This is a genomic window from Dactylosporangium sp. NPDC006015 (assembly GCF_040614215.1).
Classification (GTDB): Bacteria; Actinomycetota; Actinomycetes; order Mycobacteriales; family Micromonosporaceae; genus Dactylosporangium; species Dactylosporangium maewongense.
The window spans coordinates 62,439-83,503 of record NZ_JBEXUD010000042.1; the positions used below are offsets into that span (position 1 = coordinate 62,439).

Genomic DNA, 21,065 nt, shown 5'->3' on the forward strand with positions numbered 1-21,065 from the left:
CGGACGTGGCCGGGTCAGTGACCGCCGGATGTGGCCGCGGCCGTGACCCCGGACGTGGCCGGCGCGACCGGCCGGCCGGCCGACGGCGCGGCGGCGGCGTGGCGGACCAGGAGCAGGACCAGCACGCCCGCGAGCAGGGCCAGGCCGCCCGCGACGAACAGGGTCTGGTTGAGCGCGTCCGCCACGCCGGCGCGGGGGTCCTGGTGGGCGGCGAGCCGGTGGCTGAACACGGCGCCGAAGACGGCCACGCCGAGGGCGAACCCGAGCTGGCGGAACGTGTTCACCGCGCCGCTGGCCATGCCGCTGCGTTCGGGCGGGGCGGCGGAGAGGGCGGCCGAGGACAGGACCGGCAGCACGGCCGCGACGCCGACGCCCGCCACCACGAGGCCCGGGATGAGCGCCGTCGCCGGGCTCGAGGCGGTGAGGCGCGCCTGCAACAGGTCGCCGGCGGCGATGAGCAGCAGGCCGATGCCGACCGTCCAGCGCGGCGCGAGCCGCTGCAGCAGCCGGCCGCCCAGCGCGGCGACCACGAACGACGCGATGCTCATCGGCAGCGCGCCCAGCAGGCCCGCGTCGACCGGGCCCTTGTGGAGGAACTCCTGCAGCCACACGGTCACGAACGGCAGGTATGCGAACGCCGCCGCCTGCACCAGGACCGCCGCCACCATCAGCGTGCCGAACGAGGCGCTGCGGAACAGCCGCAGGTCCAGCATCGGCTGCTCGGTCGCGCGCTCGATCAGTACAAAGGCCACCAGCGCCGCCGCCGAGATCCCGAACGCGGCCGACGTCGACGGCGCGGTCCACCCCGCCTCGCCGCCGCGGATGAGCGCGAACGTCACCGCCGCGGCGCTGACCGTGAACGCGATGGTGCCGGGCAGGTCGAAGCGGGTGCCGGGGCGGCCCTTCGACTCGGTGACGCCGCGGACGGTGAACCACACGGCGAGGAGGCTGACGGGCAGGTTGACCAGGAAGATCCAGCGCCAGCCGAGGTGCTCGGTGAGCAGCCCGCCGACGATCGGCCCGGCCGCCGCGGCGGCGCCGTTGACCGCGCCCCACACGCCGAAGGCGACGCCGCGGTCCTTGCCGCTGTACGTCACGCTGAGCAGCGCCACGGTGGTCGCGAACATCGCGGCACCGCCGGCGCCCTGCAGGAACCGCGCGGCGATGAGCAGCCCGGCGCTGTTCGCGACCGCGCACAGCAGCGACGCGGCGGCGAAGACGACCGTGCCCGCAAGGTACATCCGGCGCCGGCCGTGCCGGTCCGCGAGGGCGCCCGCGCCGAGCAGCAGGGCCGCGAGGGCGAGCGCGTAGCCGTCGAGGACCCACTGCAGCCCGTCGAGCGAGGCGTGCAGGTCGCCGGCGACGGCCGGCAGCGCCACCGTCACGATCGTGACGTCGACCAGCAGCATGAACGTGCCGATGCACACGGCAAGCAGGGGGGACCATTTTCGCATGCCGACGACTCTGCGGCTTCCCTGACGCTGTCGCGAAGCGAACGGGGCAGATCCTGCGGATTTCGACACGACGTACGCTCGGGTGGTGGAAATCGACACGCTGGACCGGCAGATCGTGGACGCGCTGCGGGTCGACGGCAGGGCCGGCTTCAGCCGCATCGCCGAGGTGCTCGGCGTCTCCGACCAGACGGTCGCCCGCCGGTTCCGGCGGCTGCGCGCGGAGGCCGGGGTGCGGGTCGTCGGCCTGCCCAACGGGGTCCGGCTCGGCTACGACAAGTGGATGATCCGCGTGCAGAGCACCCCGGGCGGCGCGTCGGCGATCGCGGAGGCCCTCGCCCGCCGCCCCGACACGACGTGGGTGACGATCGCGTCCGGCGGCACCGAGGTGACCTGCATCGTGCAGAACCCCGGCACCGCCGACCGGGAGGCGCTGCTGCTGCAGAAGCTGCCGAGCACCCCGCGGATCGTGTCGGTCCGCGCGCACTGCCTGATCCACGACTTCGCCGGTGGGGCGGTCGACGCCGCCGGACCCACCGCCCTCACCCAGGCGCAGACCGCGGCGGTCCAGCCGCAGCCGCCCGCGGGCGAGGCCGTCCTGCTCGACACCGACCGGCCGCTCGTCGCCGCCCTCGCCCGCGACGGCCGCACCGGCCTGCCCGAGCTCGCCGCCGCCACCGGCTGGTCCGAGTCCACGGTGCGGCGCCGCCTCGAGCACCTCCTGCGCACCGGCGCCCTGTTCTTCGACGTGGAGGTCAACCCGGCGCTGTTCGGCTTCAGGGCCCGCATCCTGCTCTGGATGGCCGTGGCGCCCGCCCACCTGGAGGCCGCCGGCCGCGCCCTGGCCACCCACCCGGAGGTCGTCTTCGCCGCGGCCACCACCGGGGCCACCAACCTCGTCGCCACCGTCATCTGCCCCGACATGGCCGGCCTGTACGACTACCTCACCCGCCGGATCGGCCCGCTGCCCGGCATCGAGCGCGTCGAGACCGCCCCGGCCCTGCGCCACGTGAAGCAGGTCGGCGCCGTGCTTTAGGCGTGTCGGTCCGTGGTCGGGTCGGGGCGGCGACGAATGAAAATCCGGAAACGCCGGCATGGCCGGGCCGGCACCGTCCTAGCTTCGGAAGGATGACGGTCTTCGCACCCGTGCCGGCGTTCGCCCGAGGCCCCGACATCCCTGGCGCCGGCTACCTCGTCACGGAGCTCGGCGGCGGCGCCTACTTCATCACCAGCGGCACGGTGAACACCATGTTCCTGGAGACCCGCAACGGCGTCGTCCTCGTGGACGCCCCGACAGACCTCGGCGAACGCCTGCTGGCCGGTATCGGGGAGGTCACCCCGAAACCGGTCACCCACCTCATCTACAGCCACGCCCACGCCGACCACATCGGCTCCGCGCACCTCCTCGCCCGCGCCGACCTGCAGATCGTCGCCCACGAATTCACCGGCCGGTTCATCCAGCACGCCCACGACGACCGCCGCCCACTGCCCACCGAGGCATTCAACGGACCCAGGCACGACCTGACCATCGACGGCGAACGGCTCGTCCTGGAGTACACCGGCGACTGGCACCAACCCGGCAACCTCTTCATCCATCTGCCACAACGGCGGATCCTGACCGCGATCGACAGCTTCACGGTCAAGAACGCGCCGTTCTTCCGCCTGCTCTTCTCACCGAACGTGCCCGCGTACTTCGACGCGATGGACCGCATCCTGCGGTACGACTTCGACACCATCGTGTCCGGACACATGGCGCTGCCCGGCACCCCCGAGGACGTCGTGGTCAACCGCGAGTACATCCACGACCTGCGCACCAGCGCCGCCGAAGCGCTACGCACCGTCGCCCTGCCACAGGCCGCCGCGGCCGCCGGCGTGCCGGACGACAACCGGCAGGCTCGACTCAAGGTCTGGATGGACGCGGTCGTCACACGGGCCGCCGAGTTGATGCCGACCTCCTGGGCACAGCGCCTGGGCGGCCACGACATCTTCCTGACCGACAACCTCAACACCGTCGCCTGGAGCCTCGCCAACGACTAGCAGCGTTCCGGGAGCCTTACGACTCGTGGGCGGTGAAGCGCTCCGCGGCGGTGGTGCCGTGGGAGTTCTTCGCGGTGTTGTACCCGCCGACGGCGTAGACGGTGTTGCCGCTGGTGGTGACCGCCATGCCGGCGCGCGGGACGGCGAGCTCGGGCAGCCGCTCCGCGACCCCGTCCTGCTGGCACCACCACTGGAAGACCTTCTCGTCGTTGTTGCCGCCGAGCACGCACAGCCCGAAGCCTTCGAGGCGCACGGCGGAGGCGCCCTGCCGCGGCTCGGGCAGCTTCGGATGGTCGTCGGCGAGCTTGCGCTCGACGAGGACGTCGATGTCGCTGGTCGTGCCCCCGGTGCCGTTGCCGCCGATGAACCAGGAGGTGCCAGCGCCGTCGCTGGCCCCGGCCAGCTTCTCCCGCGGCTGGCGCAGCGAGGCGTCCGCCACGCCCCAGCCGTCGCCGGTGGGTTGCTGCACGAAGATCGTGGCCGTGGGCTGCCCGTTGCTGTCCTTGCCGCCGGCGTAGACGATGCCCTTGCCGTCGAAGACCGCGGCACCCGCCTGCCGGGGCACCGGCAGCGCGCCGGCCCCGACCCATTTCCCGGCGGCCGGGTCGAGGCGGTAGACGTTCGGGATCGGGCCGTCCTTCGCCCAGCCGCCGATGATGAACAGCTCGCCCGAGGGCGTCACCACGGCCGCCGTCTGGCTCACCGCCTGCTGCAGCCGCGGCCCCTCCGTCCACGTCTTCGTCGCGGTGTCGAGCACCCAGACCGTGTCGAGCCGGGTGCGCGGGTCGTCCGCGGTGAAGCCGCCGATGACGTACAGCTTGCCGCCCAGGACCGCCGCGGCGGCGCCCTCGATGCCGACGGGACCGCCGCCGGTCGTGGTCGGCACGTCCGGCAGGGTCTCCCACGAGCCGAGCGGATCCGGTCTGGTCAGCCACCACGCGGTGCCGCCGGCGACGAGCAGCAGCACCACGGCGGCCGCGACGAGCGCGAGGCGCCGCCGGCCGGGAGCGGGGACAGGCACCGGCGGCGCGGACACCGGCGGGCCCGAGACGGGAGCGCCGGACATGGGGGAGCCCGAGACCGGCATTCCTGAGACCGGCACGCCCGACACGGGGGCGTCGGGCGGGGACGCCGGCGAGACCGGGGCGCCGTAGACGCCGGTGGTGGCGCCGGTCAGCTGCTGCGCCCGGTAGCCCTCGGTCTGGTAGGTGGTCTGCTGGGGGAGCGTGCGGGCGACGGAGGCGGTGCCGGTGGCCGGGGCGGCGGACAGCTCCGACGGGTGGACGACGGCGCCCTCGGCGACCGGGAGCTCCGGCTGCTCGAGGACGGTCGGCACCACGCCGAGCGATCGGTGCAGCATCCGGGCGACCAGCGGCACCCGCGACGAGCCGCCGGTGAGCATGATGCCGGCGAGCTGGTTCGGGGCGAGCCGGCACGAGGCGACGACCCGGGCCGTCTCCGCGACGGTCTGGCGCAGCATCGGCTCGACGAGCGCCTCCAGCTCGTCGCGGGTGAGGTGCAGCGCCGCCTCGACGCCGGGCACGGAGACCGGCGCGGCCGCGGTCCGCGACAGCATCTCCTTCGCGCCGCGGACGTCCTCCCAGAAGAGGCGGCGGTCGCGGCGGTCCTGGGCGGTGTGCGGCTGGTGCAGGCGCTGCCACGCCATCGGGTCGGAGCGGCGCAGCAGGTCGCCGACGTGCTCGACCAGGGTCGCGTCGAGGTCGAGGCCGCCGACGTCCTCCAGGCCGCCCGCGCCGATGACGGTGAAGCCTTCGGGGGAGTGGCGGACGACGGCGATGTCGACGGTGCCGCCGCCGAAGTCGTAGACGACCATGGCCGCGCCGGGGGGGAGCGGGTGGTTGAGGGCGCTGATGAAGTAGCGGGCCGCGGCGACCGGCTCCGGCACCAGGCTGACCTGCCGCCAGCCCGCGAGCGCCGCGGCCTCCTGCAGGAGCGAGCGGCGGGTGTGCGCCCACGACGCCGGGTACGTGAGCACGGCCGGCGGCGGGGTCCGGGTGATCTCGGCGACGCTGGCGGCGACGGCCCGCAGCACCGCGGCGAGCATCTCCCGGGTCGGGACCTCCGTGCCGCCGAGCAGGACCGTCGTCTCGTCGATGCGGCGCTTCGGGTTGGGCTCGTAGCGGGCCGGGTCGAGCTGGGCGAGGCGCTGCGCGTCGCGGCCGACCGCGAGCTGCCCGTTGTCCTGGAGGTACACCGCGGACGGCAGGATCGGCGCGCCGTCGAAGAGGACGGGGCGGCGCCGGCCGTCGGGGGAGCGGATCACCGCGACGGTGTTGGAGGTGCCCAGGTCGATGCCGACGACGTGACCCGTCATGAGGTGCCCCCTGAGCGACGAACGACGGACGGCGTCATGTCGGGTGACCAGGACGCGGTGAAGTACGGCTGCGCGATCCCGGCCGCGAACGCCTTCGCCGCCGCCGGGGTCGCCGCGATGCGCCAGTCGGTCTCCTTGACCGCCTCGTACCAGAGGAACCCGATGATCTCCGGGTGCTTCGGCAGCGACCGGAGCAGGTCGGTGATCCACTCCGCCTTGCGCCCGGCGGCGTCGGTGGCGGCGACCTCCGTGACGACGACCGGCCGCTTCGAGATCGCCGTGACCGAGGCGAGCGTCCTGCGGTAGATCTGGTCGAAGGTCTGGTACTGCTCGAGCCCACCGGTGCCGTAGTAGCCGGACAGGCCGACCCAGTCGACGTAGTCGTCGCCGGGGTACAGCTGCTGCAGCGGCGTCGAGCCGTCGTAGGCGACGTTGGGGCTCCACACCCAGATGACGTTGCCGGCGCCGGCGGCCTCGAAGAGGTCGTGCACGTGCCGCCACGCCGCGACGTAGTCGCCCTTGCGGTTGCCGTTGGCGGACTCGCACCACGGGTACCAGTAGCCGTTCATCTCGTGCGCGAACCGGACCGCGACCGGGTAGCCGAGCCCCTTGATCCCGGCGGCCCACGCCTTGATATAGGCGTCGTACGAGCCGCCGGTGATCCTCGACAGCCGGTAGCCGGGCTGGTCGCCGCGGGAGGCGTCCTGCTTGGGCTCGGAGCGGAAGTTCCACGGCTCCCATGCGAGCATCGGCAGCATGCCCCGGTTCACGATCCGGTCGAACGGCTGCCGGTCGAACGTCTTCGCCCCCGCCCAGCCCTGCGCGAACATCATCACCTGCGGCTGCCGGCCGGCGGCGGCGACGAACCCGTCGTACTCGGTGAGGTCGGCCGGGCCGCGCGAGGTGAACACGCCGAAGAACGCCTTCCCGGCCTGCGGGAAGGCGACCGGCCGCCCGGGTGCGGGCGGGAAGGTCGGGCGCGGCTCGCTCCGCTTCGTCTCCCAGCGCACGGCCGGGCCGGACGAGGCGGCGACGGCGGGCGCGACCACGAACGTGTAGCCGCCGACGAGCAGCAGCACGACGAGCATGACCCGGGGCAGCGTGATCACGCCGGCCCCCGGGTGACGGAGAGGCCCGGCACCTGCGGCAGGTCCGACAGCCGGATCGTCGAGGTGGTGGTGAGCGACTCGCGGACCACGGCGGCCTTGCCGCGCACCGTCATGACCAGCGGACCGGTCTGCGTGGTGAGGTCGACCTCCTGGGCGACGAGACGCCGGTTGCGCAGCCCGGTGACCCACGCGATCAGCGGCGGGCAGAGCCCGGCGACGATGCTGAGCCCCGACCAGAACCGCAGCGCGTCGGAGTGGTGGCCGAGCCACATGCTCACCCCGAGCAACGCCGCCGACACCCCGGCCCACGCCATGTGCAGCCGGAACGACTTCAGCCCGTCCGCGGACGCGAGCCGCCCCTTCGCGGTCACCGCGTACGCCAGGGGGCGGCGCAGCAGCGCGGCGACGCCGGCCACGACGTACACCGGGACCGCGAACAACGCGAGCAGCATCCCGTGCACGCCCAGCTCGCGACGCTCGTGCTCGGCCAGGTTGAACCGGCGCAGCCACAGCCACAGCAGCGCCCAGCTGCCCATGCTCGCCGACCACAGGACCAGCCACAGCTGCCACTCGACCCGCATCGCGCCGATGCCGAACGCGAGGTACGCGGCGGTCGCGACGGTGCCCGACACCGCGGACAGCGCGACGCTCGGGTAGTACGACTGCACGAGGCCGTAGCAGAGCCGCTGGGTGAGGCTCAGCGGTTTCAGGAAACGCTTGGAGCGCAGCAGGATCTCCCACACGCCGTACGCCCAGCGCTTCTGCTGGTTGAAGTAGTCGGTCCAGGTCGTCGGGCCCTCGCCGACCGCGATCACGTCGGGGGTGTAGACACCCTTCCAGCGCCGGTCGGTCAGCGGGTTCTTCGCGCCCATCACGACCATCGAGGTGAGATGGTCCTCGATGATGCTGTCCTGGTAGCCGTCGATCAGCGCCCACGCCAGGGGCCGGTAGAGATGGTTGGTGCCGATGAGCAGCGGCGCGCCGAGCCCGTTGCCGCCACGCTCGATCAGGCCGCTGAAGAGGTACTGCTGCACCGACGCGCCGTGCACGACCCAGCCGCCGTACATGTTGCCGTAGACCTGCGGGGCGACGACGAACGCGACGTCGGGGTCGCGGAAGTAGCCGACGGTGCGCTCCAGGAAGCTCGGCAGCGGCACGTGGTCGGGGTCCATCTGCGCGACCACGTCGTAGACGTGCTCATGGGTGAAGCGCCACGCGTTGTGGTTGCCGGCCTTGGTCTTCGCGCGGAACGGCCCGTCGGGCTGGTTGAACTCCGGCTTCCCGCGGCGGCTGAAGTGCTTGACGCCGAGCTTCTTCGCCATCGCCTTCACCCGCGGGTCGTTGCCCTCGTCGAGGATCCAGATGTCGACGTGTCCCGGGTACCGCACCCGCTGCATCGCCTTGAGGGACCGCTCGACGACGTCGATCGGTTCCTTCGCCGGCACGATCGTGGTGAGCATCGCGATGCGCAGCCCGGGCTCCGGCACCATCGGCACCGGGTCGGCGGCCTTCCACGCGAACACCCACACGGCCAGGTTCTGCAGCAGGCGCACCAGCTCCACGAGGAGCACGAAGCAGAACGCGACCCGCGCCACGACCACGGTCCCCGACAGCTCGCCGGTCATCGCGCCCGGGACGTGCCGCGGCAGCGCGAGCCAGCCGATGAAGACGATCGCGGTTAGGAAGTTGAGCGAGATGAGGACGCTGAGCATGAACCGCTGCGCCGGCCGGGCCGTGTTCCTGTACACGACCGGCAGATGGGGGCCGGCGGGGGTGGTGAGCGGACCGGTGAGGGTGTTGCAGGCGGCGTAGGCGCGGTGGGTGTCGGCGTCGCGGAGCCGGCGCGCCAGCGCTCGCTTCTCGGCGGGTGTGGTGCGGACGGTCGCGGCATGCTCGTCCGCCACGTCCCTGCCCCCCTCACCGGTCCCGAAGAAACTGCCTGAACCAGCCCGATCGTAGGGGAGCACAGCCATCCGGCGGTGCTGTCTTTTCGCCGTTTCCGCATTGGTACGTGTGGATTCAAGTGCCGCTGTTTGCGCTGCTGGCAGCGGTGCTCGCGATTCGGGGAAGGTGTATTCGCCGGCGGGTTCCCGGGGTGAATGTAGGAGATCCGACAGCGGGTCACGCGTTCGGATTACCGGACTTTTCGCCCCATGCGGCGGCGTGCTGCTGAGGGTCGCGCTGCTTCGGTACTGGGTGCCCGGACGGCGGCGGCCCGGCCGCGGACAGCAGCGGGTCGAGCAGGAGCGCCGCGAGGGCGGTGGCGATGAGGACGGCCGCGGCGAGCGCGACGGCCCGCGGGCCGGCGCCCTCGATGATCAGGCCGCCGACGAACGACCCGGCGGAGATGCCGATGTTGAACGCGGAGCTGCCGCCGGCCGACGCCATGTCGGTGCTGCCGGGGGCGATCTGCAGCGCCCGGTTCTGCACCGCGGCCGCGAACGCCGCGTACGCGCCGCCGGACGTGGCGAGCGCGGCGACCACGAGGGCCCGCACGGTGCCGCCGGCATACAGCGCGACCGACGCCGCGCACAGCAGCGACATCGGCACGGCCAGGGCCGGCCACGGGTAGCGGTCGAGGAAGCGGCCGACGGCGAGGGTGCCGACGACGCCGCCGACGCCGGAGACCAGCAGCAGCGGGCCGAGCGACGACGCGTCGAAGTGCGTCACGTCCAGCAGGAACGGCGTGACGTAGGTCTGCGCGGTCATCGCCCCCGCGACCCCGAGCGACGTGACGAGCAGCAGCAACAGGTAGCGCCGCAGGTCGGGGGCCGCGCCGCGGGCCGAGGCGGCGCCGGAGGGCAGCGCGCCGGGCAGCAGCGCCACGACGGCCACGCAGGTCGCCGCGCCGATGACGGCCATCACCCCGAACGCGGCCCGCCAGCCGAGCTGCTGGCCGAGCCACGTGCCCAGCGGCACCCCGAGCACCGGCGCGAGGGATGCCCCGATCGACAGTCGGGCGACGGTGCGCCCCCGCCGCGACGGCGGGAACATGGCGGTCGCCGTCGACGCCACGATCGACCAGAACAGCGCCTGCGTCAGGCCGACGACGAGCCGCGCGCCGAGCAGCATCGCGTACCCCTGCGCGAGCCCGGACACCGCCGTCGCCGCCGCCGACACCCCGAGCGCCGCACCCAGCAGCAGCCGGCGCGGGAGCCGCCGGGTCAGCACCGCCATCGGCACCGACAGCACCAGCACGACCGCCGCATACCCGGTCAGCAGCAGGCCGGCCTCGGCCCGGGTGCGCCCCAGGTCGTCGGCGATCACCGTGAGCAGCCCTATCGGCATCACCTCGACGGTGACGAACGTGAATGTCGCAACCGACAACGCGGCGAGGGCGGCGTTGGCGCGGCGGTCCACCTGACCACCATAAGTGCTGTTTAGGGTAAGGGGCATGGCCCTTGTGCGGTGTGATTTCTTCTCCGATGTCCTCGGCTTCAGTACATCGATGACGGTCGTGCTTCCGCAGCGCACGTCCGGGCAGGTCGGCATGGGTGGCAGCGGGCGCGACGGCGACGTGCCGACCCTCTACCTGCTGCACGGTCTCAGCGACGACGACACCATCTGGGCCCGGCGGACCTCGATCGAGCGGTACGTGGCGGAGCTCGGCATCGCCGTCGTCATGCCGCAGGTGCAGCGCAGCTTCTACACCGACGAGGTGTGGGGCCGGCCGTACTGGACGTTCGTCGCCGAGGAGCTGCCCGCGATCGCGCGGCAGTTCTTCCGGCTGTCGGCGCGGCCCGAGGAGACGTTCGTGGCAGGCCTGTCGATGGGCGGCTACGGCGCGTTCAAGCTCGCCCTGCGCCACCCCGACCGGTTCGGCGCCGCGGCCAGCCTCTCCGGGGTCCTGGACCTCGGCGACCGGATGCGGACCATGACCTCCGAGGTGGACCCGCTCATGTGGCGGCGGGTCTTCGGCGACGCCCCGTTCGACGGCGGCGACAACGACCTGTTCGCCCTGCTGGACAAGGTCAGCGACCCGCCGCCGCTGTTCCAGTGGTGCGGCACCGAGGACGCCCTGTACCCCGGCAACGTGCGCTTCCGCGACGCCTGCGCCTCCCGCGGTGTCCCGCTCACGTCGCAGTTCAGCGCCGGGACGCACGAGTGGTCCCACTGGGACGACAAGATCCGCGACGTCCTGGCCTGGCTGCCCCTGCCGTAGCGGCGCTCCCGTGCGCCGCGGACGTGTCCTGCGCCATGTGTAAATACTAGTTTTCCGATAGGGATTGACAACTTATTCGCGTCTCTTTAGGTTGCTGGAAAGCCCGATCCGCAACCCGATCCGCCCACGCCCCCCTCGTCGTGGGTGGATTCGTCGCACCCTGATGGAGCGCGCGCATGAGCGAGCCCGCAACCCTCGAAGCCGCACCCGCCGGTCCACCGATCGACACCCCGCCCGTCCGGTTCGACCCGCAGGCGGCGCAGCGCAGGGTCACCCCACGGCCGCGCCCCTGGCGCTGGTTCGTCAGCGCCGTCGTGCTGGTGGTGCTCACCCAGGTCGTCGTCGGCGTCTTCACCAACCCCCGCTACGAGTGGCACAAGTTCTGGGCGTACTTCACCCGCGAGTCGATCGTCGACGGCGTCGTGGTCACCCTGAAGGTCGTGGCGCTCAGCGCGCTGGTCGGGCTGGTCCTCGGCGTGCTCGTCGCGCTCGGCCGGCTGTCGACGAACCCACTGGTCAACGGCCTGTCGTGGGCGTACGTGTGGTTCTTCCGCGCGCTGCCCCTGCCGCTGCTGCTGATCATCACCTTCAACTTCTCGTACTTCTACCCGCGGCTGGGCGTCGGCGTGCCCTTCGGGCCGGTGTTCGCCGAGGTGCGGACCGCCAGCCTCACACCGCTCGTGATCGGCGTCATCGCGCTGGGCCTCAACGAGGCGGCGTATGCGGCCGAGGTGATCCGCGGCGGCATCCTGTCGGTCGAGCCCGGTCAGATCGAGGCCGCCAACGCGCTCGGCCTGTCCAAGGCCCGGCAGCTGCGCCGGATCGTGCTGCCCCAGGCGCTGCGCTCGATCGTGCCGGCCTACGGCAACCAGCTCGTCGGCCTGGTGAAGGCCAGCTCGCTGGTCTACTACGTCTCGCTGCTGGACCTGTTCGGCGCGGTGTTCGTGCTGGAGTCGCGGCACCCCGAGTCGCTCGTGCCGATTCTCATCGTCGGTGCCGTCTGGTACCTCGTCATCACCGCCGCCCTGTCGGTCGTGCAGTTCTACGTCGAGCGGTTCTACGCCCGCGGCACCGTCCGGGTACTGCCGCCGACCCCGTTGCAGCGGCTGCGCCGCCTCACCGTCTCGTCCTACGTCCGCCTGACCCGGAGGGGCCTGTAGATGACCGCGACCCTGGACACGGCGGCTGCGCTGGAGATCCGCAATGTGCACAAGTCGTTCGGCACCCGGGAGGTGCTGCGCGGCGTCGACCTGACCGTCCGGCCCGGCGGGGTCGTGGCGATCCTCGGCCCATCCGGGTCGGGCAAGTCGACGCTGTTGCGCACCATCAACCACCTCGAGCAGCCCGACCACGGCTATGTCGCGGTGCACGGCGAGCTGATCGGGGTCGAGGCCCGCGGCGCCCGGCTGCACGAGCTGTCCCCGCGTGCCGTGCGGCGGCAGCGCACCCGGATCGGCTTCGTGGCGCAGAGCTTCAACCTGTTCCCCAACCTCACCGCGCGGGACAACGTCGCCGAGCCGCTCATCGCGCACAAGCGGCTGGCCAGGCCCGCCGCGTACGAGCGGGCCACGGAGCTGCTGGCGAAGGTCGGCCTCGGCGACCGCGGCGACGCGTACCCCCGGAGGCTGTCCGGCGGGCAGCAGCAGCGCGTCGCGATCGCCCGGTCACTGGCCCTCGAACCGAATCTGCTGCTCTTCGACGAGCCGACCTCCGCGCTCGACCCCGAGCTGGTCGGCGAGGTGCTCTCGGTCATCCGGCAGCTCGCCGACAGCGGCACCACGCTGATCATCGTCACCCACGAGATCGGGTTCGCCCGCGAAGTCGCTGACACCGTGGTGTTCATCGACGACGGCGTGATCGTCGAGCAGGGGCCGCCGGCCCAGGTGCTCACCGCCCCGCAGCAGCCCCGCACCCGCGAGTTCCTTTCCAAAGTCCTCTGAAATGCATCGAAGGAGAACCATGCGCACCGTCAGACCATCCCGCCGGGCGTTCGCGGCCGCGGCCATCGCCGTCACCCTCACCGCGAGCCTGGCCGCCTGCGGCAGCGACGACGAGGCCGAGGCCGGCACCGCGGCCGCCGCGAGCGGCACGGTGACGATCGGCGCGCAGGCGAACGGCATCGGCAAGCAGACCGAGCTGAAGGTCGAGAAGCAGCAGGCGATCGCCGACCTGGTCCCGGACGCGATCAAGGCCGACGGCAAGCTGACCATCGGGCTCGGCGCGCTGCCGACCGGCTTCCCGCCACTCGCCTTCGTCGGCGACGACGACAAGACCCTCACCGGCGCCGAGCCGGACCTCGGCCGCCTCGTCGCCGCCGTGTTCGGCCTCACACCCGAGATCAACAACGCCACGTGGGACAACCTGTTCGTCGGCATCGACTCCGGCAAGACCGAGGTCGGCTTCTCGAACATCACCGACACCGAGCAACGCAAGGAGAAGTACGACTTCGCCTCATACCGGCAGGACAACCTGGGCTTCGCGGTGAAGGACGGCAACGCCTGGAACTTCGACAAGGACCACAAGAAGCTGGCCGGCCTCAAGGTCGCCGTCGGCGCGGGCACCAACCAGGAGAAGATCCTGGTCGCGTGGCAGGAGAAGCTGAAGGCCGAAGGCAAGACCCTCGACATCAAGTACTTCGCCGACACACCCACCACCTTCAAGGCGCTCGTCTCCGGCCAGATCGACGCCTACTTCGGCCCGAACCCGGGCATCGCCTACCAGATCAGCCGGACCAAAGGCACCGCCGACGCCGTGCGGAACGCGGGCGTGTACTCCGGCGCCGGCGAGACCCTCCAGGGGCTGATCGCGGCCACCACGAAGAAGGACAACCAGCTCGCCAGGGCGCTCGCCGAGGCGATCAACTACCTCATCGCCAACAGCCAGTACAAGCAGTGGCTCGCCGCCTACAACCTGGACACGGAGGCCGTGCCGACCTCCCAGGTGAACCCGCCGGGCCTGCCGAAGTCCAACGCCTGACGCTGTCGCGTGCCCCGGTCGTCCCGGGGCGGCGTGAAAGTTTCACGGAATCGGGCCGCGCCGCAGGGACAAACTCCCGGGCGGCGTGGCCCCGGCCGCACCCTGCCTTCCGGAATGTCCGCCAACCTTCCGAAAGGCAGTACCATGCCCCGCTTGTTGCAATCGCTCGGCGCCCTCGCGCTGCTGCTGACCGCCGCCGTCGCGGTCAGCCCGCAGGCGGCGAGCGCCGACACCCAGATCTGCGCGACCTTCGGCTCGGCGAGCGTCGCCGGCGGGAAGTACATCGTGCAGAACAACGTCTGGGGCGCCAGCACGCCGCAGTGCATCAACGCCACCGACCGCGGCTTCACGATCACCCAGTCCGGGCACAACGTGCCCACGAACGGCGCCCCCGCCTCCTACCCCTCGATCTACGCCGGCTGCCACTACGGCAACTGCACCACCGGCAGCGGCCTGCCGATGCAGGTCTCCAGCAGCGCGTTCCAGAACGTGACGACCAGCGTGTCGATGACGTACGCCGGTGGGCAGTGGGACGCTGCGTACGACGTCTGGTTCGACCCCACCCCGCGGACCAACGGCCAGAACACCGGCGCGGAGCTCATGGTGTGGCTCAACCACGCGGGCGCGCCGCAGCCCGTCGGCTCGCCCGTCGGCACCGTGAACATCGCCGGCGGCACCTGGACCGTGTGGTTCGGCAACATCGGCTGGAACGTCGTGTCGTACGTGCGCACCGCCGGGACCGGCTCCATCAACTTCGCGGTCCGCGACTTCTACAACGACATGATGGCCCGCGGGTACGCGCAGAACAGCTGGTACCTGACCAGCGTGCAGGCCGGGTTCGAGCCGTGGCAGGGCGGCGCCGGGCTCGCCGTCACCGACTTCAACTACAGCACCACCGGCGGCAACACCGGCGGCGGGCAGACGATCGTCGGTCAGGGCTCCGGCCGGTGCGTCGACGTCGACGCGCAGGGCACCGCCGACGGCACCAAGGTCCAGCTGTGGGACTGCAACGGCAGCGGCGCGCAGAAGTGGACCCGCAGCGGCAACACGTTCGTCAACCCGCAGTCGGGCAAGTGCCTCGACGTCCGGGGCGCCAGCACCGCCAACGGCGCGCAGGTGTGGCTGTGGACGTGCCTGAACAACTCCGCCCAGCAGTGGGTGGTCAACGGCAACGGCACGTTCGTCAACCCCGCGTCGGGCAAGTGCCTCGACGCGTCCGGCCGCGGCACCGCCAACGGCACCGGCCTGCAGATCTGGGACTGCTACGGCGGCGGAGGCACCCAGTCCAACCAGGTCTGGTCGCTGCGCTGACCAGGTAGCGACCGCGGATGCGGCGGCACCGCCGCGTTCCTCAGGTGAGGAACGTGGCGGTGCCGACCTGGGTCGTCTCGGGGCCGGCCGGGCCCCACCAGATGCGCAGCGGGCCGACCGGCAGGTCCGGCACCGAGAAGCGGCCGAGCCGGTCGGTCGTGCCGGTCCACTCGCCGCCGGAGTGCCGGACCCGCACCGGCGCCTCGACCGGGTGGCTGACCTGCCCGACGAGCCGCACCCGGCCGCCGTCGACGACGACCTCGACGTCGATGACGGTGCCGCCGCTGTCGAAGCTCAGCAGCCGGGGGTCGTCCGCGTCACCGTCCGGTCCCGGGCCGGCACGGACCCCGGCGGGCGCGCCCGCGACGGCACTGTCCAGCAGCAGGGCGGCCAGCGCCGCGTCCGGGTCGCGCCAGGCCAGGCCGGCCGACGCCGCCTGCAGCAGCCTCGCCGGGACGGGGTCGGTGTCGACGTACAGTCGAGCCACCGCTTCGCCCAGATCCTCACCCGCGGGTGGTTGCGTCATGTGTGCCTCCCTTCACCGTCGGTCCGTGCTGTCCGTGTTGTTGCCTGGGCGCGGCCGCCTGTTGCCTGTGTGCGGCCGCTCCGGGGTACGGCTCGCCCGTGAGCAGGCCGCGTAACGTCTCCAGGCAGCGGGCCCGGGTCGGGCCGATGCTGCCGACCGGCATGTCCAGCGCGGCACCCAGCTCCGCGTAGGACGGTGCCGGGTGTGCGCCCATCGCCCGCAGCAGCCGCGCGCACCGGTCCGGCATCCGGTCGACCGCCTGCCACAGCAGCCGCTGCTCCTCCGCGCGCAGAGCCTCCTCCTCCGGCAGGTCCGTCGTCGACGGCGCCCGGCCGAGGTGCTCCGCGACGTCGGCCGGGGACTCCCGGCCGCGCCTGCGGATCATGTCGATCGCCTCGTTGCGGGCGGTCGTGGCCAGCCACGACCCGAGACCGTCGCCGTCGCGGATCTGACCGAGCTTCTCGACCAGGCGGAACCAGGTCGCCTGGAACACGTCGCTCGCGTCGGCCTCGTTGAACCGGAAGCCGCGCGCGACCGCCCATACAAGCCCCGAGTAGCGGGCCACGAGTGCGTCCCAGGCCCGCTGATCGCCGTCCGCGGCCTCGATCAGGGCGATGGTCGGATCGAATGCCGTCACAGCACAGCAGCGTACCCGCCAACTGATCGTGTCGATTCCGACGTCACCTCCTTGGTCGCCGAAAGCACGCTTCCGGTCGACGCGGCGCGCTCCACGATCAGCGCGACCACGTGCGGGGTGGCGAACGACGTGCCGCTCCAGGTGGCCCAGCCGGTGCCGAAGTCCGGGTGGTGGATGTACGTGCTGACCACGTCGGCGCCCGGCGCGGCCACGGTCACCCACGGCCCGCTGTTGCTCCACTCGCACAGCGCCGTGCCGTTGTGCGCGGCGACCGCGACGACCTGCTGCCGCCACGGCACGTCCGCGCCGGCGAACCCGGCGGGCCAGAACGGCCGGTCGGTGACGCCGTCGTTGCCGGCGGCGGCGACCACGACCCGGTCCCGGCCGACCAGGAAGCGGTTGAGCGCCCAGCGCAGCAGCACCGGCGGCTGGCCGTCCACGGTGTACGAGCCGAGCGACAGGTTGAGCACGTCGGTGTCGGTGAGCGCGGCGATCCGCAGCGCCAGCTGCAGCTCGGTGCCCACGCCGAACGTGTCGAGCACCTTGACGATGCGGACCTGCGCCCGCCGGGTGCCCTGCAGGATCACCCCGGCGATGAAGTTGGCGTGCCCGACGTCGGAGTCGATGACGTTGTCCCGGTCGACGTCGATCTCGGTCTCGTAGTCGCTCTCGCCGACCCGGTACCGGCTGGCCGGCAGCGGACTGTCGGCCCACACGCCGGTGTCCATGACCACGACCCGGGCGGCGCCGGCGGCCGCGGGTGCCGCGTCGATCGAGGCGGCCGCCGCCGCGATCGGCCGGCCGAAGGGGCCGCCCTGCTCGAACGGCGAGGCGAGCAGCACGTGGTTCGGGCCGGCGACGGTGCCGTCGGACGCGCGCTCGCGGGTCCGGCGGGTCGCCTTGATCGCGTCGAGACCGGGGGCCCGCAGCCGGCGCACGCCGGGCAGCGGCTCGTCGGTCGCCACGTCGGCGGCGCGGTGCCCGAGGCCCTCCACGACCCGCCGGGCGTCGTCGTAGTGCTCGTCGACGACCAGCAGCTCGCCGCTGACGTACCGCACCGGCTGGCCGCCGCTGGTCTCCGTGCCCAGCCAGCGCAGGCCGGCCAGGTGCGCCGCGCGCCGCTGCCGCCACCGCTCGAGTCGCCGGGTCGGGTCCACGGGGCCGCCTTCGAAGTCAGTCATGTTCAACGTGACGTTCGAGCGAGTCCGCCGATACGTCGGGTACCCGACAGTTCCCAGCGGTGGAAGGATCGTCGGTTGTGAAGCCGCCGCTTTCCGGCCCGACGCCGGCGCCGCCGTCTGCCTTGACCTTGGCGACGCGTGCCGTCGAGGCGGTTGCCGCCGACCCCGACGAGGCCCGCGCCCTGGCCGTGGCGGCCCTCGCCGCGACCCGCCGGGCGAAGGACCCCGACGCGACGTCGGTGGCGCACCGGGCGCTGGGACTGGCCGCCCGCGTCGGCGACGACGCGCACACCGCGGCCCGGCACCTGCGCGCCGCGCTGCGGGTCGCGGAGCGGCACGAGCGGATGACCCTCGCCGCGGAGGCGCGGATGAGCCTCGCGCTGGTGCTCGACGACCTCGGCCGGCCGGCCGCCGCGGTCCGCGAGATCGACGTCGCCCTGCGCAGCCTGCGCGGGCTGCGCCGGGGCCGGGCCGTGATGCAGCGGGCGCTGATCCTGCGCCGGCTCGGCCACGACGAGGAGGCGATGGCCGGCTACCGGTCGGCGCTGCGGGTCTTCCGGCGCGAAGGCGACCGGCTCTGGGAGGCCCGGGCACTGAACAACCGGGCCATCCTGCACGGCTACCACGGCAGCCACCGCCTCGCCGCCGCCGACCTCGGCGCCGCCGCCGCCATCTACGCCGACCTGGACCTGCCCACGGCGGCCGCCCAGGTGCACCACAACCTCGGGTTCGTCGCCGCGCAGGCCGGCGACGTCCCGCTCGCCCTGGCCCGCTACGAGCAGGCCCGCGCCGTGCTGACCCGCGAGGCCGGGGTGCCCGCCGACGCCCTGCTCGACCTCGCGGAGCTGCTGCGCTCCGCCCGGCTGCTCCCGGAGGCGCAGCAGGCGGCCCAGGACGCCGTCGACACCTGCCGGCGCGGCCGCCTCGACACCGCCCGCGGCGAGGCGGCGCTCCTGCTCGCCCGGGTCGCGCTGGCCCGCGGCAACGCCGAGGAGGCCCGCGACGCGGCCCGCTCCGCGCGGCGCGCCTTCACCGCGCAGCGCCGCCACCTGCCCGCCGCCCGCGCCCGCGCCGTCGAGCTGGGTGCGGTCATCGCCGCCGGCCGGGCGCACCGCGGCACGCTGCGCGCGGTCCAGGAGGTGGCGGCGGAGCTCACCACCGCCGGCTGGCTGCTGCCCGGCTGCGAGTCGTGGCTCGACGCCGCCCAGCTCGCCCTGTCGCTCGGCTCTCTCGGCGACCGCGCCAGCGCCGCCGCCTGCCTGGACCGGGCCGCCGTCGTCGCCCGGCGCGGCCCGGCCGTGCTGCGCGCCCGCTGGTGGCACCTGCGGGCGGTCGCGCACCTCGCCGACGGCGACGTCCCCGCCGCCGCGCGCTGCGCCGACGCCGGGCTGCGCGAGTTCGAGGCGCACCGGGCCAGCCTCGGCGCCACCGAGCTGCGCGTCCGCAGCGGCGGCACGGTCGCCGACCTCGCCGCGTTCCGGCTGCGCCTGGCCGTGGAGCACGAGCCCGCGGAGCAGATTCTGCAGTGGTCGCAGCGGTGCCGGGCCGCGGCGCTCTGGCTGCCGCCCGCCCGGCCCAGCGGCGACCCAGTGATCGCCCGCGACCTGGCCCGCCTGCGCAGCGTCCACGCCGATCTGGCCGCCGCCCCGATCGGCGCCGCGCACACCGGCCGCCTGCTGCAGCGCCAGCGCGACCTGGAGGAGCAGGTGCGCCGCCGCTCCTGGCAGGCGCACGGCACCGAGGAGGCGACCGCGGCCGGCCCGCCCCTCGACGTGCTGGCCGCGGCCCTCGGCGACCTCGCGTTCGTCGACCTGCTCGCCGTCGACGCCTGCCTGCACGCGCTGGTCCTCGTCGGCGGCCGGGTCACGCACCGCCCCCTGGGCCCGGTCCAGCCGGTCCTCGACGAGCTGCACGCCCTGCGCTTCGCCCAGCGCCGCCTCGTCGCCCGCCGAGGCCACCGCGGCGCCGCGACCCTCGCCGCCGACCACGCCGCCGCCGACCTCGACCGCATGCTGCTCGCCCCGCTCGACGACCTCATCGGCGACCGCGACCTGGTCCTCGCCCCGACCGGCCAGCTGCAGGCGCTGTCCTGGTCCCTGCTGCCCCGCTGCCGCGGCCGCGCCGTCCGCGTCACCCCCTCCGCCGCGACCTGGTGGCGGGCGCAGCGGACCCCCCGCCCCGACGGCCCCTCGGTCTTCGTCGGCGCCGCCGACCCGCCGCAGGCGCTGCGCGAGGTCACGGGGATCGCCGCCGGTACACCCGCCGCGACGCTGCTCGCCGGCGACCGCGCCCTCGTCGGCGACGTGCTGCACGCCCTGGACGGCGCCTCGCTGGGCCACATCGCCTGCCACGGCCAGTTCCGCACCGACAACGCCCTCTTCTCCGCGCTCCTGCTCGCCGACGGCCCCTTGACGATGTACGACCTCTCGGCCCTCAACCGCCCGCCCGGCACCCTGGTGCTGTCCGGCTGCGACACCGGCCTGTCCGCCGTGCACCCCGGCGAGGAGCTGCTCGGCCTGACCAGCACCCTGCTCCAGCTCGGCACCCGCACCGTGGTCGCGAGCACCGGCCCGGTCGACGACGAGGCCACCCGCACCCTGATGACCGACTTCCACAAGCGCCTGGGCACCGGCTGCACCGAGGCCGCCGCCCTCTCCGCCGCCCTGCTCGCCACCGACGGCGACGCCCGCTACAGCAGCGCCGGCTTCGTCTGCTACGGCGCCGGCTGACCTGCTGCTGTACTGCCGCCCCACCGCTTCGCGGCGGGTCCCGGCGGGGATTCTCACCCGACCGCTGTGCTTCCGCCCCACCGCTTCGCGGCGGGTCCCGGCGGGGATTCTCACCCGCGCCCCAATGCGCCGCTGCGCGGCGCACTGCCAGCGCTTGCGCGCGGCAGCTTCGGACGCGTGCGCGCGGCGTCCGGTGGACGGCCTGCGACGAGTTGTGCTCCCGACGCCCGGCCACCACGCGCGCAACGCCGATCCTCGCGCCGCGGCATGATCGAAGGACAGTTCTGGCCGCCAGCACGACCGGATCCGTCCTTTGATCACCAGGCGGGGGATCCAGCAGCGACGCGCTTGGCGACCGGATCGATCCCTGACCCGAGCCGGTCCTGGCCGCGGCCTGCCTGCCGCAGGATTCGTCCGGGGCGGCGCCGGCCGGGCTGAGCTTCCGGCCCACTGCTGGCGCGGCGGGCACTGGCGGGATCCTCACCCGCGCCCCAGTGCGCCGCCGCGCGGCGCGCTGCCAGCGCTTGCGCGCGGCAGCCTCACTCGCTTGCGCGCTGCATCCGCTGGCCGGCTGCGATGGGTTGTGCTTCCGGCGCTCAATGTCTGGGTCG

At 73.4% G+C, this 21,065-nt stretch carries 16 protein-coding genes; 8 read left to right on the forward strand and 8 right to left on the reverse strand.

Features of this window, described 5'->3' with window-relative positions; genetic code table 11:
* Positions 1-14: 14 nt before the first annotated feature.
* A complete protein-coding gene (locus tag ABZ321_RS45005) occupies positions 15-1,454 on the reverse strand; it encodes an MFS transporter (protein ID WP_354902101.1) in 1,440 nt (479 codons plus the stop codon).
* Positions 1,455-1,539: 85 nt separating this feature from the next.
* On the opposite strand from ABZ321_RS45005, the gene ABZ321_RS45010 reads away from it, so the two are divergent.
* On the forward strand, positions 1,540-2,487 hold the full coding sequence (locus ABZ321_RS45010; RefSeq protein WP_344502362.1) for an Lrp/AsnC family transcriptional regulator: 948 nt from the start codon (positions 1,540-1,542) through the stop codon (positions 2,485-2,487).
* A 92-nt stretch (positions 2,488-2,579) separates the two neighbouring features.
* Positions 2,580-3,488, forward strand: a complete 909-nt coding sequence (locus ABZ321_RS45015) for an MBL fold metallo-hydrolase (RefSeq protein ID WP_354902104.1) — start codon at positions 2,580-2,582, stop codon at positions 3,486-3,488.
* A 16-nt stretch (positions 3,489-3,504) separates the two neighbouring features.
* Here the strand turns inward: ABZ321_RS45015 and ABZ321_RS45020 are convergent, their stop codons facing one another.
* From ABZ321_RS45020 to ABZ321_RS45035, 4 genes are all read right to left on the reverse strand, one after another.
* Entirely contained in the window at positions 3,505-5,823 is a 2,319-nt protein-coding gene (locus tag ABZ321_RS45020; RefSeq protein WP_354902107.1) for an Hsp70 family protein, read from the reverse strand.
* Positions 5,820-6,932: a glycosyl hydrolase gene (locus ABZ321_RS45025; RefSeq protein ID WP_354902109.1), complete on the reverse strand. Its 1,113-nt coding sequence runs from the start codon at positions 6,930-6,932 to the stop codon at positions 5,820-5,822. The genes ABZ321_RS45020 and ABZ321_RS45025 overlap by 4 nt, the downstream gene beginning before the upstream one ends.
* A complete protein-coding gene (locus tag ABZ321_RS45030; protein ID WP_344502358.1) occupies positions 6,929-8,836 on the reverse strand; it encodes a glycosyltransferase in 1,908 nt (635 codons plus the stop codon). Before ABZ321_RS45030 ends, ABZ321_RS45025 begins: the two co-directional genes overlap by 4 nt.
* A gap of 217 nt (positions 8,837-9,053) precedes the next feature.
* A complete protein-coding gene (locus ABZ321_RS45035) occupies positions 9,054-10,292 on the reverse strand; it encodes an MFS transporter (protein WP_354902111.1) in 1,239 nt (412 codons plus the stop codon).
* 34 nt (positions 10,293-10,326) lie between these two features.
* Here ABZ321_RS45035 and ABZ321_RS45040 point away from each other — a divergent pair, with 34 nt between their 5' ends.
* The 5 genes from ABZ321_RS45040 (at position 10,327) to ABZ321_RS45060 (ending at position 15,381) form a co-directional block, all read left to right on the forward strand.
* A complete protein-coding gene (locus ABZ321_RS45040) occupies positions 10,327-11,094 on the forward strand; it encodes an alpha/beta hydrolase family protein (RefSeq protein ID WP_344502356.1) in 768 nt (255 codons plus the stop codon).
* A 176-nt stretch (positions 11,095-11,270) separates the two neighbouring features.
* Positions 11,271-12,254, forward strand: coding sequence for an amino acid ABC transporter permease (locus ABZ321_RS45045; RefSeq protein WP_344502355.1), 984 nt, complete (start codon positions 11,271-11,273; stop codon positions 12,252-12,254).
* A complete protein-coding gene (locus ABZ321_RS45050) occupies positions 12,255-13,034 on the forward strand; it encodes an amino acid ABC transporter ATP-binding protein (RefSeq protein WP_344502354.1) in 780 nt (259 codons plus the stop codon).
* A gap of 19 nt (positions 13,035-13,053) precedes the next feature.
* A complete protein-coding gene (locus ABZ321_RS45055; RefSeq protein ID WP_354902115.1) occupies positions 13,054-14,070 on the forward strand; it encodes an ABC transporter substrate-binding protein in 1,017 nt (338 codons plus the stop codon).
* A 144-nt stretch (positions 14,071-14,214) separates the two neighbouring features.
* The gene (locus ABZ321_RS45060) at positions 14,215-15,381 is read left to right on the forward strand and encodes an RICIN domain-containing protein (protein WP_354902117.1); all 1,167 of its coding nucleotides are present in this window, start codon (positions 14,215-14,217) and stop codon (positions 15,379-15,381) included.
* Positions 15,382-15,421: 40 nt separating this feature from the next.
* On the opposite strand, the gene ABZ321_RS45065 is transcribed toward ABZ321_RS45060, so the two are convergent.
* The 3 genes from ABZ321_RS45065 to ABZ321_RS45075 are packed head-to-tail and all read right to left on the reverse strand — an operon-like array spanning position 15,422 to position 17,725.
* Positions 15,422-15,907, reverse strand: coding sequence for a hypothetical protein (locus ABZ321_RS45065; protein ID WP_344502351.1), 486 nt, complete (start codon positions 15,905-15,907; stop codon positions 15,422-15,424).
* Positions 15,885-16,544, reverse strand: coding sequence for a sigma-70 family RNA polymerase sigma factor (locus tag ABZ321_RS45070; protein WP_344502350.1), 660 nt, complete (start codon positions 16,542-16,544; stop codon positions 15,885-15,887). The genes ABZ321_RS45065 and ABZ321_RS45070 overlap by 23 nt, the downstream gene beginning before the upstream one ends.
* Complete coding sequence (locus ABZ321_RS45075) at positions 16,541-17,725, reverse strand: S8/S53 family peptidase (RefSeq protein ID WP_354902120.1); 1,185 nt, start codon at positions 17,723-17,725, stop codon at positions 16,541-16,543. Before ABZ321_RS45075 ends, ABZ321_RS45070 begins: the two co-directional genes overlap by 4 nt.
* A gap of 77 nt (positions 17,726-17,802) precedes the next feature.
* Here ABZ321_RS45075 and ABZ321_RS45080 point away from each other — a divergent pair, with 77 nt between their 5' ends.
* Positions 17,803-20,454: a CHAT domain-containing protein gene (locus ABZ321_RS45080; protein ID WP_354902122.1), complete on the forward strand. Its 2,652-nt coding sequence runs from the start codon at positions 17,803-17,805 to the stop codon at positions 20,452-20,454.
* The last annotated feature ends 611 nt before the right edge of the window (positions 20,455-21,065 follow it).